At 72.7% G+C, this 16,579-nt stretch carries 12 protein-coding genes; 6 read left to right on the forward strand and 6 right to left on the reverse strand.

Annotated features, from left to right (window positions below; translation table 11 throughout):
* Window positions 1–72 precede the first annotated feature (72 nt).
* Both POL25_RS27240 and POL25_RS27245 read left to right on the forward strand, forming a co-directional pair.
* On the forward strand, window positions 73–222 hold the full coding sequence (locus tag POL25_RS27240; RefSeq protein WP_272089136.1) for a hypothetical protein: 150 nt from the start codon (window positions 73–75) through the stop codon (window positions 220–222).
* Between the two features lie 309 nt (window positions 223–531).
* The gene (locus tag POL25_RS27245; protein WP_272089137.1) at window positions 532–3,618 is read left to right on the forward strand and encodes an FG-GAP repeat domain-containing protein; all 3,087 of its coding nucleotides are present in this window, start codon (window positions 532–534) and stop codon (window positions 3,616–3,618) included.
* 199 nt (window positions 3,619–3,817) lie between these two features.
* Here POL25_RS27245 and POL25_RS27250 read toward each other — a convergent pair whose 3' ends face one another.
* Window positions 3,818–4,768, reverse strand: a complete 951-nt coding sequence (locus tag POL25_RS27250; RefSeq protein ID WP_272089138.1) for a tetratricopeptide repeat protein — start codon at window positions 4,766–4,768, stop codon at window positions 3,818–3,820.
* 49 nt (window positions 4,769–4,817) lie between these two features.
* On the opposite strand from POL25_RS27250, the gene POL25_RS27255 reads away from it, so the two are divergent.
* Together POL25_RS27255 and POL25_RS27260 are read left to right on the forward strand one after the other, a co-directional pair.
* Entirely contained in the window at window positions 4,818–5,450 is a 633-nt protein-coding gene (locus tag POL25_RS27255) for a GIDE domain-containing protein (RefSeq protein WP_272089139.1), read from the forward strand.
* 250 nt (window positions 5,451–5,700) lie between these two features.
* Window positions 5,701–6,369, forward strand: a complete 669-nt coding sequence (locus tag POL25_RS27260) for an SOUL family heme-binding protein (RefSeq protein WP_272089140.1) — start codon at window positions 5,701–5,703, stop codon at window positions 6,367–6,369.
* A gap of 220 nt (window positions 6,370–6,589) precedes the next feature.
* Here the strand turns inward: POL25_RS27260 and POL25_RS27265 are convergent, their stop codons facing one another.
* The 5 genes from POL25_RS27265 to POL25_RS27285 all read right to left on the reverse strand — a co-directional run bounded on the left by POL25_RS27265 (window position 6,590) and on the right by POL25_RS27285 (window position 14,499).
* The gene (locus POL25_RS27265) at window positions 6,590–7,831 is read right to left on the reverse strand and encodes a hypothetical protein (RefSeq protein WP_272089141.1); all 1,242 of its coding nucleotides are present in this window, start codon (window positions 7,829–7,831) and stop codon (window positions 6,590–6,592) included.
* Window positions 7,832–8,250: 419 nt separating this feature from the next.
* Window positions 8,251–8,859 (reverse strand): methyltransferase family protein, encoded by a 609-nt coding sequence (locus POL25_RS27270; RefSeq protein WP_272089142.1) that lies wholly within the window; start codon window positions 8,857–8,859, stop codon window positions 8,251–8,253.
* Between the two features lie 59 nt (window positions 8,860–8,918).
* Window positions 8,919–12,020: an efflux RND transporter permease subunit gene (locus tag POL25_RS27275; protein ID WP_272089143.1), complete on the reverse strand. Its 3,102-nt coding sequence runs from the start codon at window positions 12,018–12,020 to the stop codon at window positions 8,919–8,921.
* 2 nt (window positions 12,021–12,022) lie between these two features.
* Entirely contained in the window at window positions 12,023–13,243 is a 1,221-nt protein-coding gene (locus tag POL25_RS27280) for an efflux RND transporter periplasmic adaptor subunit (RefSeq protein WP_272089144.1), read from the reverse strand.
* Complete coding sequence (locus tag POL25_RS27285) at window positions 13,240–14,499, reverse strand: TolC family protein (RefSeq protein ID WP_272089145.1); 1,260 nt, start codon at window positions 14,497–14,499, stop codon at window positions 13,240–13,242. The genes POL25_RS27280 and POL25_RS27285 overlap by 4 nt, the downstream gene beginning before the upstream one ends.
* A gap of 171 nt (window positions 14,500–14,670) precedes the next feature.
* Here POL25_RS27285 and POL25_RS27290 point away from each other — a divergent pair, with 171 nt between their 5' ends.
* Window positions 14,671–15,186, forward strand: a complete 516-nt coding sequence (locus tag POL25_RS27290; RefSeq protein WP_272089146.1) for a MerR family transcriptional regulator — start codon at window positions 14,671–14,673, stop codon at window positions 15,184–15,186.
* A 590-nt stretch (window positions 15,187–15,776) separates the two neighbouring features.
* Entirely contained in the window at window positions 15,777–16,457 is a 681-nt protein-coding gene (locus tag POL25_RS27295; RefSeq protein WP_272089147.1) for a response regulator transcription factor, read from the forward strand.
* Window positions 16,458–16,579 lie beyond the last annotated feature (122 nt).

Genomic DNA, 16,579 nt, shown 5'->3' on the forward strand with positions numbered 1-16,579 from the left:
CCAGCTCCGCGCGCCCGCAGACCACCCGAACCTCCGAGGATGTCCCCGAGGGATAGGTCGCGCCCGTGACGTGTGGCCTCCGCGTCCACGCCTCCGCCGGCCCGTGGACGCGCAGGCCTGCTCCGCCTCAGGACGGTCAACAGCGTCACCTACGCCCCGCCGGAGTGGATCTGCAAGTACGGCTATCACTACGGCCCCTGCACGCACGTCTGCGGCGAGTGAGCGCCGACATGTCCGCAAGGACATGCATGGCATCACCTGCCTGAGATGGCCTCATGGACATGCCCTTTAAAACATGTCCATGAGGCCATCCAGCCGGAGCACGCCGCCTCCCCCTCATCCAAAACTTTCGCAGGACATGCGCCTTTCAAACATGTCCTCGAAGTCACAAGACCCGTCTCGGGCCCGCTCTCGGGCCTCCGACCCTCGCCGCGCGCACCCGCCCGCCTTCGCCGCAGATCGGCCCTGCGCCCCCTGCCGGCGCCACTGGCTTGCTCGCGGCCGTCCGCCCGTTCACCCTCTGCGGACGGCATGGCACTCCGTCGGCGCTCCGCCCTGCGGCTCATCGCTCTCCCCGCATTCGGCCTGCTGCTCGGCCTCGCCTGCGGCCCCGACGACGCCTGCCCGCGGGCCTCGTGGTGCGGCGAGGACGGCCGCTGGTCGCAGATCGTCACCCTCGTCGACGACGCCGTCCTCGTCGATCTCGACGGCGACGGCGAGGACGAGGCCGTCGTCCTCTCGCGCGAAGGTCAAAAGCTCACCCTCGCCCGCGGCACCGGCTCCCATGCCTGGCGCGCCAGCCTCGATCTCGTCGAGCGCCCGGTCGCGCTCGCGGCCTTGCCCGGCGAGGTCGCGGCCGCGCTGAACCACCCGCCGCGGATCGCCATCTTCGGCATGGACGGCGACGGCCGGCTGGTCCGCCGGCGCGACATCCCGCTGCGCGACGACCCGATGCGCCTCGACAGCGCCGACCTCGACGGTGACGGCGCCCCCGAGCTCGTGGTCACCATCCCTGACGCCAGGCGGATCGCCGTCGTCGACCCGCGCGACGGCACCGTGCGCGAGCACCCGGCCGGCCGCCAGCCGCTCGACGTCGAGGTCGGCGACGTCGACGGCGACGGCCACCGCGACGTCGTCGTCCTCGACCGGGGCGCCGACGCGCTGCTCGTGCTGCGCGGCGCCGGCGACGGCACGCTCGCGCCCGCGGTCGCCCACCCGTCGACGTGGCGCGGCTTCTGGCTCACGCTCGCCGATCACGACGGCGACGGCGACCTCGACGCCGTCACCCGCGACGCCCAAGCGGGGGTCGTGCTGTTCCACCGCAACGACGGCCACGCCCGCTTCTCGAGCCCTATCGGCCTCTCCACCGTCAGCACCAGCCCCATGCACCTCGGCCTGGCGGCCTCCCCCTCCGCGGCGAGCGGCCTGACGAGCGCCAGCTTCCCTTTCCACGAAGTCCTCACCACCTACGTCGGCAAGGGCGCGTCCTGGCTCGGCCGCGTCGACCGCAAGCTCGATGGAGCGCGATGGATCGGCCCCGGCACCGGCGGCCGGCTGCTGATCGGCTCCCGCCTCCACCTCGGCCGGTTCGCCTGGCGGGCCGGCCCCACGCCGCTGCAGGTGGCGCGAAACAGCGAGGTCAAGTTCTACCACGAGCGCGCGCTGGCCACCGGCGACCTCGACGGCGATCACCTGCTCGACATCGCCGCCTCGTCCGGCAATCACGTCCACCTGTTTCACGGCCGCGCCGACCGCGACTTCGAACCCGCCGAACCACTCCAGCTCGACGCCCCTGCGACCGCGATTGTCGTCGCCGACGTCACCGGCGACGGCCGTGACGACATCGTCGTCGACGACGGCGACGACGTGCGCGTCTTGATCGCCGGCGCCGACGTCCCGTTTCAGCTCGGCCCGCGCGTCGCCACCGGCATCCCCGCGCGCGCCCTGGTCGCGCTGCGCACCGGCGCCGACCAGCCGCCCGCGATCGCCGTGCTCGCCGCGCCGAAGAACTCCGGCGACCTCGAGGTCCCCGGCGCCCGGGTGATCCGTTTCGGCCCGGACGGCCTCGCCAGCGCCACTGCCGGCATCGACGGCCTGTTCGTCGACGTCCTCGTCCCCGTCGACCTCGACGCCGACGGCATCGACGAGCCCCTGGTCCTCGGCCGCCGCGACGGCGTCCCCGTGCTCGCCCACCTGATCCCTGCCGGCGCCGGGTTCGAGCTGGCCGCCGAGCACGACCTCTCGGGCCTCTCCGATTTCGTGCCCAGCAGGTGGTCTCGCCTCACCACGGCCGACCTCGACGGCGACGGCGACCCCGAGGTGTTCGTCGGCGACGTGTCCCGCCGCTGGCACCTGGACGGCCTCGCCGACGGCGCGCTCGTGGCGACGGCGGCGGACGTGCCCGCCCCGTCGCACCTGCGTGACCTCGACGGCGACCAGCGGCTCGACGCGGTGATGTACCGCGACCGCACCCTCGCGTACCAGCGCGGCCTCGGCGACGGGACCTTCGCGCCCGAGGTGCTCGAGCACGAGTTCGCGAGCGGCGACAGCGTCGCCTTCCCCTCGCGCCCCGACGCGCAGTTCGACCTCGCCCTGCTCGAATACGAGGGCATCAGCGCTCACCTCGTGCGCGAGGTGATGCGGCCGGTCCGCGACGGCGAGAGCTTCGGCCTGCTCGGGGCCGGCAGCGAGCTGCTGACCGGCGACCTCGACGGCGACGGCTGCGACGACGTGGCGATCCTCGGCGATGGCGGCATCAGCTGGCGCTGGGGCGGCGAGACGGACCCGCTCACCCGGTCCGATGGCATCTACTACAAGGGCTGGAGCCGCGGCCTGGCGATCGGCGACCTCGACGGCGACGGCGCCGCCGAGGTGCTCACCGCCGACTTCGTCAACGGCGTCGACGCCTTCAGCGCTGCGCAGCGCGTCGAGCGGAGGCTCGACCTCTCCCTGCTCACGACTGAGACGATCGAGAGCCTCGCGGTCGCCGACGTCGACCTCGACGGCCACCCCGACATCCTCGCCCTCCACATGAACGAAACCACCCGGCTGGACATCGCCTTCGGCGCCGCCGAGCCGTTCGCCTTCGAGCCGTGGCAGACCGTCGCCGACATCCCGGTCCGCGCGCTCGCGCGATTCCAGGTCGGCGACTTCGAGGGCGACGGCGACCCCGACGTGCTCGTCAACCTGCTCGAGAACTCCCCGGTGCTGCTGCGCAACGACGGCGGGGGCGCGTGGCAGCCGACCGGCGTGCGCGGCCAGCGGGCCTTCTTCGCGCCGGTGGGCGACCGCGCCGAGCTGGTGGCGCAGGACGGCGCCGCCGTCTACCGCCACGACGACGCCGACCTCGAGCGCCGCGTCGTCCTCCACGACGACATCGCCGGCTGGCTGGTGCAGGCCGCCGACGTCGACGGCGACGGCCGCTACGACCTCACCGTCAGCGAACAAGAAGGCACGGTCGCTTGGCTGCTCGGCGGCGACGCGCCCGTGCGGGTCCCCCTCGTCGACGAGGTGGCGCTCTCGGCCGTGGCCTACCCGGACGTCGACGGCGACGGCCGCCCCGACCTCGTCGCCCTCGCTGGCGGCGGCATGCTGGTCCGCCAGACCCGCCGGCCGTGACGCCGGCACGACATGTCCCCGCGGACATGTCCCATCGGCGCGCCGTAGCACCGCCGCTGCGACTGATGTCCCATCCAACATGTTACAAAGGACATATGACCGCCGGCGCGCCGCTGCGAATGATGTCGCATCCGACACATCCCCGAGGCCGCGCGCTCGACGGCCCGGGCGCGTCGCTCCGCCGATCCGGCTTACGCGATCACTCCGCCTCGCCCGCGGGCGGCTCCGCGTCCGCCTCCCACGCGTCCGGGTCGAGGTCCACCGCCTCCGCCATGTCGCGCCAGTCGAAGCCGAGCGCCTCGGCCGCGCGCAGCCACGCCTGCGCCTGCGAGGGCGAGCGCGGCACGCAATCGCCGGTCGCGTACATCACCCCGAGCGTCGCCGCCGACCGCCCGTGCCCGGCCTGCGCCGCCCGCTCGTACCACTCGAGCGCCCGCGCCGGGTCGCGCTCGACCCCGCTGCCGGTCGCATAAAAGCCGCCGAGGTTGCCCATCGCTCGCACGTTGCCGGCCTCGGCCGCCCGGCGGCACCACGCTACCGCGGCGACCTGGTCTTCGGGACATCCAGCCCCGCTGGTGTGGATCACGTACAGCTCGAACATCGAATCGGCGTGGCCGCACGCCGCCGCCTGCTCGTGAAACTCGCGCCCCCGCGCGAAGTCCCGGCCCGCGCCGCCCAGGTCGAGGCACGCGTACACCCCGAGCATGTAGTGCACCTGCCCGTCGTCGTCGCGCTCGCGGGCCGCGTGCAACCACGCGAGCGCCCGGGCCCCGCGCGCCGGATCGGCCGCCCGCCACGCGACCCGGGCCGCCAGCGCCGCCGCCGGAGCGTCGCCCGCCTGCGCCGCCGCTTCGACCGCCGCGAACGCTCCGGCGAGCTCGCCCGCCTGCAGCAGCAGGCGCGCCCGCTCGCGCGCCGCGGCGTGCAGCCCGAGCCCCGCCGCCTCGACCAGCGCCGCGTGGATCGCCGCCTCGAGCTCCGCCAGCACTTCGCCGCGCACCGGCTCGAGCCCGAGCATCGCGTCGGTGCCGCGAAACTCGAGCGCGACCGCGGCGTTGCGCGCCGCCTCGTAGAGCCTGGCCGCGTCACCGGAGCCGAGCAGCCGTTGCAGTTCGTCGCGCTTGAGGACGGCGTCGAGGGTGCGTGACATGGCGTACCGGCCCGAAGGTACACCGCTCGCGTGATACCGTCATCGCCCCGTGCTCGAGCCGCTGATCCTCGTCACGGCGACGATCGTCGCCGTCCTCCTCGTGGCCCGCTCGCTCGCGGGCGACCGCCAGATCCGGCGGGCGCTGCGGCGGCGCCGGGTGACGGCGATCGCTACCGTCCGCGACGGCGAGCACGTGCGGCTCCGCGGCCGCGTGGTCCTGCCGCCGGGCGCCCTCGCGGCGCCGCTGACCGGCCGGGCCTGCGCGTACTACGTCGCCATCGTCGACCAGCAGAGCGCCAACAACGACTGGCGCCAGCTCGCGCACGAGGAGCGCGCCGTCGCGTTCGACCTCGACGACGGCACCGGTCGGGCGCGCGTCGACATGGCCCGGTCGAAGGCGCTGGTCCTCCGCGATCACCGGACCCGCCGCGGCCCCGAGAGCGACCCCACCGCCGCGGAGCTGGCGTTCCTCGACCGCCAAAAGCTCGCGACCACCGACTTCCGCGGCCGCAAAGCCGCCACCCGCTTCTACGAGGGCGCCCTCCCTGCCGACGCGCAGATCACCGCGCTGGGCGTCGCCCGCGTCGAGCTCCGCGACGGCGAGCGCCACGTCGTCCTCACCGCCCCCAGCGACGCGCCGCTGTACCTGAGCGACGAGCCCCCGGTCGTCCAGGCCCCGTGAACAAGCTCGCAAGGACATGTCCTTTACGACATGTCCCAATCTTCATCCACCAAGAGCCGGCGCGCGGCTCCGGCACGCCCTGTCCCTTGAGACAGCCACGAAGATCGCGTCCGCGCTCCCGCGCGCGCAGCGCCGCAGGCCAGCGAGATCGACCGGCTCGCCCCCATGACCCCGCATGAGGCCGCCCCTGCACCCCTGGCCTTGCCGGCGCGCCGGACGGTCGTACACAGCGCACGCGAGGGCCGCCGTCATGCTCACCAAAATTCCGTTCACCGAGATCCTCAAGTCCGTCCCTGGCTTCTTCGGGATCCGCCTCGAGGAGCAGCCGAAATACGAGGTGGTCGAGACGCTGGACGACGTCGAGATCCGTCACTACGCGCCGGCGCTGCTGGCCCGCCTCACGGTCGAGGGCGAGCACGACAAGGCCGTCGACCAGGCCTTCGACCGCCTCGCCCGCTACATCTTCGGCGAGAACCACCCCCAGGTCCGCATGGCGATGACCGTCCCGGTCGAGCAGCACCCCGAGGGCGAGCCCGGAGCGCTGGCCGTCCCGACCGAGCCCCACCCCGAGGGCGAGCGCATGGCCATGACCGTCCCGGTCGTGCAGAAGCAGGGCGGCAACGGCTGGACCGTCGCCTTCTTCCTCTCCAACGAGCTCTTCACCTCCGAGGCGCCGCGCCCCGACGACCCCGCGATCGAGCTGATCCACGAGCCCGCGCGCACCGTCGCCGCCCTGCGCTACCGCGGCAACTCCTCCGAGAACAAGCGCGAGGACTCCCGCCGCCGCCTGCTCGCCGCCCTGGCCAACCACCCGCGCTGGCAGATCGCCGAGAACGTCTACTGGGCCCAGTACGACGCCCCCTTCACCCTCCCGTTCGCCAAGCGCAACGAGGCCCTGGTCGAGCTCGAGTCGCGCTGACCCGCCGCTCTCCTCCCGCGCGACCGACTCGCCGACTCACGCTCGACGCGCGCCGCGCCGACACGTCGAGTCATCCGCCGAAGAGCGCCGTGGAAGCGTGTTCGACCACGCCCGCGAGTTTGCCCGCCGAAGAGCGCCGCAGAGCCGCATCCTCCCCCTCGCCTCCGGCCTCGGCCTGCCCATCAGGACATGTCTTCGATGACATGTCCTGCGAGACACATCACTGCGCTCGCCGCCGGCGCCGCCCGGCCAGCAGCATCAGCGACGCCAGCCCTGCCAGCCCCGCGTCTCCGGCTCCGCTCGCGCAGCCGCAGCCGCGGTCGCCGAGCCCGTCGTCCTCCGCCCGCCCGGTGCCCTTCTGGCACGCGGGATCGGGCTCGAACGGCGCGTCGCTCTTCTCCTCCGGCGGCTTCGCCGCCCACTCGATCTCGAGCTCGTCGGACAGCGCCCCGAGCTGCGCCCGCAGCACCGCCCGTCGGCTCTCCGGCACCGTCGGCGGTGGCGCGCAGTTGTCCTCGATCGAGGTGTACTCCGGCGGCGCGGAGTCGTTGAAGCGCTCGAACGCCAGCTCGCCCTCGACCAGGCTCCACGTCACCGGCGCGCCGATCATCACCTTGCCCTCGCCGTCGCGCACGATCGCCCGCGCCCCGAACGGCGTGCCGGCGAAGGCCGCCACGATCTCGAGCGACGCCGCCTGCTCGACCGGCGTCGCCACCACCGTGGCCACCGGCAGCACCGCGCCCGCCACCTCGAGCGTGATCGTGCGCGTCTCCCCCGGGCCGACGCGCATCGGCCAGATCGTCTCGGTGTCCTCGATCGGCGTCAGCGCCTGCCCAGGTCCGCCGTCCGTCGCCGCCAGCACCCGCCCCTGCGCCAGGTCCCAGGCGACCCGCTCGCCCGCCCCGTCGATCACGTTGATGGGGAAGCCGACCGTCACGCCCGGCACCAGCCGCAGCGGCTCGTCCGCGGCCGGGATCCGGTCGGCCGGTCGCGACGAAAGCCGCTCGGCGAAGCGCTCCGCCTTCAGCTCCATGTGCCACTCGAGCCGCGCTCGCAACCCGTCGACGGGGACCACCTCGACGCGGAAGCGGTCGGGCAGGACCTCCCATTCTTCCTCGAGACAGACCGCGCTCGGCGTGTAATCGACCTGCACCCCGCTCGGCCCGTCGAGGATCACGCAGCCGCCGTCTTTGAACGGCACCCCCGCGATCGCCATGTCGTAACACTCCTCGGCACCGTGGACCGTTACGCTGCCCGCATCGAACTCCGCGAGGTCGAAGCACACGGTCGAGCCCTGCAGGGCGCGCAGCCCCGATGGCTGCTGGATCTCCGAATAGAACAGCGGCGACAGCGACACGCGGAGACGCCCCTCCTCGCTGTTGGGCTCCGTGCAGCCGCTCGCGGCCAGACAGACGCTCAGGACCAGGCACCCGGGGACGACGTGGACAATCCAATGAGACATAGGCCCTCAGGATCTGCGCCGCTCGGGGCGAAGTCAACTCTCGGCTGCCCGACCTCGCTACCTGGAAACAGCGCCGCCGACCCACCCCCGACCGCGAAGCCGACATCCTGTCCTTCGCGCCATGTCACCGCATCGACCTCGGGACCCGTCCGACCTCGAAGCATTGCAACTTCGCAAAGCCACCAGGACGGCCCCCGACCCCGCGGCCTCGATCGACCCCTCCGGGCGACGGGCGATCGGACGTGCACACCGGTCGCGGAGCCCCTGGAACGACACCGACGCCTCGCCGGGGTCGCCAAGTCCCCGCCTCTCCACGCGGCTCGTTCGTTCACTGTCTCTCGAGACATGTCTTTCATGACATGTCCATGAATACATGTCCGATTCGACATGTCTCACTCGACATGTCCATGACATCCATCTCACCCGCGCAGCAGCCCCAGCCCCGGCACGAAGCGACCCACCCGCCCCGCGTAGCTGCGGTACTTGCCGCCGTGCACGCGCAACAGATACGGCTCTTCGACCCAGCGCACCTGCAGCTCGACCGCGAGCAGCAGGCAGGCGAACGACGCCAGCGCCACCGCGTTCGGCAGCACCACCACCAGCGCCGCCGCCGTGAACAGCATGCACGAGAAGATCGGGTTTCGTACCAGCGCGAACGGCCCCGCCGTCACCAGCTCGGTCCGCTCCTCGCCGCGCACCCCGATCCGCCACGAGCGGCCCATCGCCGTCTGGGCCGCGTAGGTCGCCGCGATCCCGACCAGCACCGCCCCCCCGCCGAGGATGAACTGCCCCGGCCCGACCTCGGGCGACGCCACCCACCCGAGCAGCCCGGCGATCGGCGCCACCAGGCTGAGCACCACCCCCAGCACGAACAGCGCCCCGCCCCACCACTCCACAGAACCTGGCCTTCCGGACAGCCCATGAAACCCCGTCGACCCGGTCTGGCGCAGGTGCTGGTACGTGCGCAGGCCGAACGCGACGGCGTAAAAGCCGAGGATCATGAGCAGGGCGACGACTTCGAGACGCATACGAATTCCTCGCCCGCCAATGTGAACCCTGCAGCCGCTACAGGGTCAAGCGAAGAACGTCACGCCGCCGGCGCGCGCGGCCCGAAGCGGGCGTACACCGCCGGCAGCACCAGCAGGGTCAGCAGCGTCGCCGACACCAGCCCCCCGATCACCACCGTCGCCAGCGGCCGCTGGACCTCGCTGCCCGGCGCGCTCGACAGCGCCATCGGCACGAAGCCTAGCGCCGCCACCAGCGCCGTCGTCAGCACCGGGCGCAGCCGCAGCTCGGCCGCCTGCGCGATCGCCCCGACGTGGTCGGCCCCGTCCGCTTGCAGGCGCTGGGCGAAGGTCACCAGCACCAGGCCGTTGAGGACCGCGACGCCGAACAGGGCGATGAAGCCGACCCCGGCGGAGATCGAGAACGGCAGGTCGCGCAGCCACAGCGCCACCACCCCGCCGACCACCGCGAACGGCACCCCGAGGAAGATGATCACCGCCGCGCGCATCGACCCCAGCGCGGTCCACAGCATGAACACGATCAGCGCCAGGGCCAGCGGCACCACCACCACCAGGCGGTCGCGCGCCGCCAGGTAGTGCTCGAACGTCCCGCCGTACTCCACGCGATAGCCGACCGGCAGCGTCACCCCGGCGGCGATCGCCGCCTGCGCGTCCTCCACCGTCGAGCCGAGGTCGCGCCCGCGGACGTTGAACTCCACGATCACCCGCCGCGACTGCTTGTCGCGGTTGACCAGCACCGGCCCCGTCGTGTGCTGCAGCGTCGCCACGTCGCCCAGCGGCACGATCTGCCCCGTGTTCGCGCGCAGCGGGATCGCCGACAGCGAGTCGAGGTCGCCGGTGATCGGTTGGTCGAACTTCACCATCATGTCGAACCGGCGCTCGCCCTCGAGCACCTCGCCGACCTTGTGTCCGACCGCGATCGCCTCGGTCGTGATGTTGATGTCGGCGATCGTCAGCCCGTAGCGGGCCAGCTTGGTCCGGTCCGGATCGATGCGCAGGTACTGCAGCCCTTGCAGCTGCTCGACGCGGGCGTCGACCACCCCGCGCACCCCCTTCACCCGGTCCAGCACCGCCTGCCCGATCGTGCGCAGCGCCTCGAGGTCCGGCCCGTAGATCACCACCCCGACGTCCGAGCGGATGCCCGCCACCAACTCGTTGGTGCGCATCTGGATCGGCTGCGAGATCGCCCCTGCCACCTCCGGCACCGCCTGCTCGACCCGCTCCGACATCTCCTCGGCGATGTCGTCCTTCGTCAGCCCTGGCCGCCACGCGTCGCGGTCCTTCAGCTGCACGTACACGTCCGACTGCTCGACCCCCATCGGGTCCGTCGCGATCTCCGGCGAACCTGTCCGCGAGACCACATGCACGATCTCCGGGATCTCCCGCATCGCCCGCTCGATGCGCTCGCTCGTCGCCACCGACGCCGACAGCGCCGTCCCCGGCATCCGCCGCGCCTCGATCAGCAGATCGCCCTCGTCGAGCTGCGGCACGAACTGCGCGCCCAGGCGGCCGAACAGCGCCACCCCGCCGGCCAGCGCAAGAACCCCCACCATCATCGTCGCCCACCGCCAGCGCAGCGCCGCCCGCAGCACCGGCGTGTAGAGCTTGTGGACCGCGCGCAGCAGCAACGTCTCGCGCGCCTCCGCGTGCGGCTGCACCAGGTAGCTCGTCAGCACCGGCACCAGCGTCAGCGAAAAGATGAACGCCCCCGCCAGCGCCAGCAGCACCGTGTACGCCATCGGGTGGAACAGCTTGCCCTCCATCCCGGTGAGCGCGAGGATCGGCAGATAGACGATGGCGATGATGATCTCGCCGAACACCGCCGCCCCGCGGACCTCGAGCGTCGAGTCCTGGATCACCGCGATGCGCTGCTCGGTCGTCAGCGCCGCCCCGGCCTGCCGCCTTGCCTCGCCGAGCCGGCGGGCCGCGTTCTCGACCACGATCACCGCCCCGTCGACGATCAGCCCGAAATCGATCGCCCCCAGGCTCATCAGGTTGCCTGACAGCCCGGCCGCGTTCATCACGATGATCGCGAACAGCATCGCCAGCGGGATCGTCGTCGCCACCACCAGCCCCGCGCGCAGGTCGCCGAGCAGCAGCAGCAGCACCAGGATCACCAGCGCCGCGCCCTCCGCCAGGTTCGTGGCCACGGTGGTGATCGTGCGGTCGACCAGCAGCGTGCGGTCGTAGAACGGCTCGATGCGCACGCCCTCGGGCAGCGTCGGCGCCAGCGCCTCGAGCTTGTCCTTGATCCCCTGCGTGACCGTGCGCGAGTTCTCGCCCATCAGCATCAGCGCCACGCCGACCACCACCTCGCCCTCGCCGTCCTTCGTCGCCGCCCCGCGGCGCAGCTTGGGCCCGAAGCGCACATCGCCGACCGAGCTCACCGTGATCGGCACGCCTTGCGGCGTCGCCCCCAGCACCACCCGCTCGAGGTCCTCGCGGCTGCGGACCAGCCCGTTCGAGCCGATCACCACCTGCTCCTGGTTGCGCTCGACGTAGCCGCCGCCGGCGTTGGCGTTCGACTGCTCCAGCGCCGCCGCCACCTCGCCGATCGACAGCCTCAGCGCCTGCAACCGCTCTGGCCGCAGCACGATCTGGTACTCGCGGTTCTCGCCGCCGAAGCTGTTGGTCTCGACCACCCCCGGCACCATGCGCAGCTGCGGCCCGACGTACCAGTCGAGCAGCTCCTCGAGCTCCATCAGCGAGTGCTCCTCGCTGCGCAGCGTGAACTGATAGATCTCGCCGAGCCCGGTCGAGATCGGCCCCATCTCTGGCCTCCCGTAGGCCGCCGGCACCGCCTCGGTCGCCTCGCGCATGCGCTCGTTGATCAGCTGGCGCGCGAAGTAGATGTCGGTGCCGTCCTTGAACACCACCGTCACCACGCTGAGCCCGTACTTCGACACCGAGCGGACCTGCGTCATCTTCGGCAGGCCCGACATCGCCCGCTCGACCGGGATGCTGATGTACTGCTCGACCTCCACCGGTGACAGCGCCGGCGCGGCCGTGATCACCTGCACCTGCACGTTGGTGACATCGGGCACCGCGTCGATCGGCAGCTCGAGCGCCGCGCGCACCCCGACCACCACGAACAGCAGCGTCGCCACCAGCACCAGCGCCCGGTTGCGCAGCGACCACGCCACGATCACGGTCAGCGCGTGCATGTCTAGTGCCCGTGGTCCTCGCCGAACGTGCCCTTCAGCAGCACGCTCTTGAGCGTCCACGCCCCGCGCGTCACCACCGGCTCGCCCTCGCGCAGCCCCTGGAGGATCTCCACCACCCCCGGAGCCGCCGTCCCGAGCACCACCTCGTGCAGCTCGAACGCCCCGTCCTCGCCGCGCACGAACACCACCGTCTTGCCGGCGACCTCGATGATCGCGTCGCGCGGGACCGCCAGCACCGGCGTCGGTTCGGCCCGCGGATCGGTGACGGCGATCCGCGCCTTGCCGAACAGGCCCACGCGCAGGATGCCCTCGCGGTTGTCGATCGGGATGCGGGCCACCACCGTCTGCGCCTCGGCGTCGACCGTCGGCGCGAGGTACTCGATCTTCCCGTGGAAAGGGTGATCGGGGTACGCGTTGAGCTCGACCTCGACCGCCGCGCCGACGCGGATCTTCGCCAGCAGGTGCTCGAACAGGCGGGCCACGAACCACGCCCGCTCGAGGTCGACGATCGTCGCCAGCGTCTGCTCCGGCGTCACCGGCTGGCCCGGCACCACGTTGCGCTGCGTCACGAACCCGGCGATCGGCGCCCGCAGCGAGAACACCGTCGCCTTGCCCTTCGCGCCCAAACCGAGCGCCTGCAGCCGCTGCTTGGCCGCCTGCGACTCGGCCTCGAGCGCGGCCGCCTCGGCGCGCGCCGCCGCCAGCTCCTGCTGCGACGCCATGCTGCGCTCGGCCAGCGCCTCGAGCCGCGTCAGGTTGGCCCGCGCCGACGTCGTCCGCGCCTGCAACGACGCCAGGTCGGCGCGCAGGCTGCCGAGGCTCGGCGCGCGCACCGTCGCCAGCACCTGCCCCGCCTTAACGACGTCGCCCTCGCGGAACAGCACCTCCTCGACGATCCCGCCGACCTTCGCCGGCACCTGGGCCGTGCGCCCCGGATCGGCCTCGACGTGCCCGGTCGCGAACAACACCGGCGCGACCACCTGCCGCTGCACCGGCTCGCTCTGGATCTGCGCCTCCGCGATCACCTGCTCCGACAGCGCCACCCGGCTCGGCAGCTCGTCGTGTCCGTGGCCTTCCTCTTCGTGCTCGCCGTGCTCCCCGCCCTCGCCGTGCGCGTGCTCGTCCTCGCCCTGCGCGTGCGGCTCCGCCTCGACCGCCCGCGCCCCGCAGCCGAGCAGCAGCAGCGCCGTCATCACCATCATCGATCGCACCCTCTGCATCATGGCTGCACCCGCTCCGGCAACAGCCCCGTCACGCGCGCCAGCTCGACCGCGCCGAGGGCCAGCGCCCGCCGGGCTTCGAGGTGGGCCGCGAGGTACTCGAGCAGCGTCTGCTGCAGCACCACCGCGTCGCGGATCGAGACCCGCCCGACCGCCATCTCCTGCGCCAGCGCCTCGAGGTGGCCCTCCGCGCGCTGCAGGCGTTCGGCCTCGAACAACCCCAGCTCTGCCTTGCGGGCCTCGACCTCGCGCAGCGCCACCTCGACCTCCGCCTGCACCACTCTTCGCCAGCGCTCGACCTCTGCCTCGGCGCGGCGCGCCAGCGCCTTGCTCTCCGCGATCTCTCCCTTGTACGTGCGTCCGAGCGGGGCCGGCAGCACGATCGGGAACGCGATCCCGCCGCCCATCACCTGCTCCGCGAACCCGTCGCGCTGCGCGTAGAGCACCACGCTCGGGTTCGGCGCTCGCAGCCGGCGGAACATCTCGACCTGGCGCACGAACACCTCGCGCTCCGCCTTGGCCAGCTCGATCTCCGCCCGCTTCGTCAGCGCCGCCGCGATCAGCTGCGACAGATCTTCGGGCACCGGCAGCGGCGTCAGATCGCCCTCGACCTCGAGGCTCGCGCCCTCCTGCCCGAGCAGCCCGGCCAGCACCCCGCGCGCGGCCGCGATCCGGCGGTCCGCCTCGATCTGCTGCCGGCGCACCCGCACCGACGCCGCCACCACCACGTCCGTGTTGATGCCCGAGCCGAGCCCGGTGCGCTCGCTCGTGCGGGCCAGCTCGACCAGCGTCTCCGACGTTTTGGCGATGCGCCCGATCATCGCCTTCTGCTCGCGCGCCGCGATCCACTCGTACCAGGCCGTCAGCGCCGCCGCCGCGACATCGCGCCGACTCAGCTCGATCTGCCGCTCCGCCTGCGACACCTCCGCGTCGGCCATCGCCATCCGCTTGCGCCGCTGGCCCGCGATCTCGAGCTCCTGCGACACTCGCCCGAACACATTGATGTCGCGGTCACCGGTCCACAGCCCGACGCGGCGGGCCGCCGTCACCTCGACCTGCGGGTTGCTCGGCAGCAGCGTGCGCGCTCCCAGCTTGCGGCCCTGCGCCGCCTCGCGGCCGGCCTCGGCGGCGCGGATGCTCGGGTGCCCGGCCAGCGCGCAGGCGACCACCGCCGCGCGCCCGAGCGGCCCCTGACAGCTCGCCGGAGGCGGCGGCGCGGCCAGCAGGGCGGCGGTGAACAGCGCGGGGAGCAGCGGCATTCGGGCCTCGTGAAGCGACGATCCGCGCGCAGACCGTGCAGGCGGGTCGGCGTCGAGGCTAGACCTTGTAGCGACTACAGGGTCAAGCGAACCGGGCTGCCGGGCACGTGCGAGGTGACGCACGTTTCATCGCGTCGTGACAGGCGAGCGGCCGCGGAGCAAGCTCGGGTTGTGATCCGAGACGACGAGCAGATGACCATCGGTGCGCTCGGCCAAGCCACCGGCGTCGGCGCCGAGACCATCCGCTACTACGAGCGCATCGAGCTGCTGCCGCAGCCGGCCCGCACCTCCGGGGGTTACCGCGTCTACCGGCCCGAGCACGTCCGCCGCCTCAACTTCATCCGCCGCAGCCGCGAGCTCGGGCTCAGCATCGACGCCGTGCGCGAGCTGCTGTCGCTCGCCAGCGACCGCCTGCGCCCGTGCGCCCGCGTCGACCGCCTGGTCCGCGACCACATCCACGACCTCGACCACAAGATCGAGGGCCTCCAAAAATTGCGCAGCGCCCTGCAACGCCTGGCCGACTCGTGCCGCGGGGGCGGGCGCGTATCCGAGTGCCGGATCCTCGAAGCCCTGCAGGAGGCCGAGGAGGCCCTCGCCGGCCCTGACGTCGAGTGCGCCGAAGAAGACTGCGCGGGCCGACGCGCCAGCGACAAACAGCCCAAACCCCGCCGCGAGCGCCGCGCCTGAGAAGTTCTTCCTCGGTATCGTTCGAGCTGCGTTCCGCCTCGCCCGCGTGCTCCGCGGCCGCCTGGCGCCTCCATCCGCGCCGACCTCCTGCACCCGCTTCCTCGCTCCTCACCCCGGGCCGTTCGGCGTCCTCCTGCGCACAGCCTGCGCTCGCTCCCCCGCTCCTCACCCGGGCCGTTCGCCGTCCTCCTGCGCACCTCCGCCGTCCGCGCCCGCTTCGTCGATCTTCACCCTCGTGCCCTTCGCCTTTCGTCGCCCTGCTCTCACCCACGTGCCGCTCGCCTGCGTCGGTGGCATCCTCGCCTGACCTTGCGCGGCCTCTCCCTCTCGCTGCCCGCCGCGATCGGCTTCATCGCCCGCCGCGGGACCCCCGTGGTCCGCGGCCTGCCATCACCCTTCGACCGGCAGCTCGCGCAGCGCCGAAGCCCGCCTCGCGCTGACGGCTCGCGCCTGCGCCCGCTGCTCGCCTCGATCGCCGCTCTCGGCTCGGTGCCGGGCGAGCTCGCCTCCCGCACCGGCACCCAGCCCCCGCGATCACTCGCCATCCCCGCCTCCTCGGCTCTGCGGTCGCCCTTCGGTCGGAGGCGCGCATGAGGATCCTCGTGGTCGAGGACGACGAGCGGCTGCTGCAGCTGCTCCAGCGCGGCCTCGGCGAGGAGGGCCACCTCGTCGACGCATGCACCACCAGCGCCGACGCTCTCGGCCAGGCGCAGACCATCGCCTACGACGTCGTCCTGCTCGACTGGATGCTGCCCGACGGCGACGGCCTCTCGCTCTTGCGCGCCTGGCGGGCCCGCGGCGTCGACACCCCCGTCCTCATGTTGACCGCCCGCGGCAGCGTCGGCGAGCGCGTGCTCGGCCTGCGCACCGGCGCCGACGACTACCTCGTCAAGCCGTTCGACTTCAGCGAGCTGTTGGCTCGCATCGAGGTGCTCGCGCGTCGGCGCGGCGGCGACGTCGTCCACCTCCGCGCCGGCGACGTCGGCCTCGACACCCGCCAGCGCGCCCTCGTCCGCGGCGGCCGCGAGATCGCCCTCACCGCCCGCGAGTTCGCCCTGTGCAACCTCCTGTTCCGCCGCGTCGGCGAGGTCCTCACCCGCAGCGAGCTGCTCGCTGCCGTGTGGGGCCCGAGCTTCGACGGCGAGCCCAACGTCCTCGACGTCTACGTCGGCTACCTGCGCACCAAGCTGGCCCAGCTCGGCGACGATGCCCCCACCATCCGCGCCCAGCGCGGCGTCGGCTTCCGCCTGCTCCCCGGGGGCGAGCGATGATCGCCTCAGGACATGTCCTCGAGGGCATGCCCCATCGGCCATGTCCCTTGCGACATTCCCCGAAAGACATGCCCCCGAGGACAGCTATCATCCCCCTCGCCGCTCCCGCCCCGCGAGGCCGC

It is taken from the genome of Nannocystis bainbridge (assembly GCF_028368995.1).
Taxonomy (GTDB): Bacteria; Myxococcota_A; Polyangia; order Nannocystales; family Nannocystaceae; genus Nannocystis; species Nannocystis bainbridge.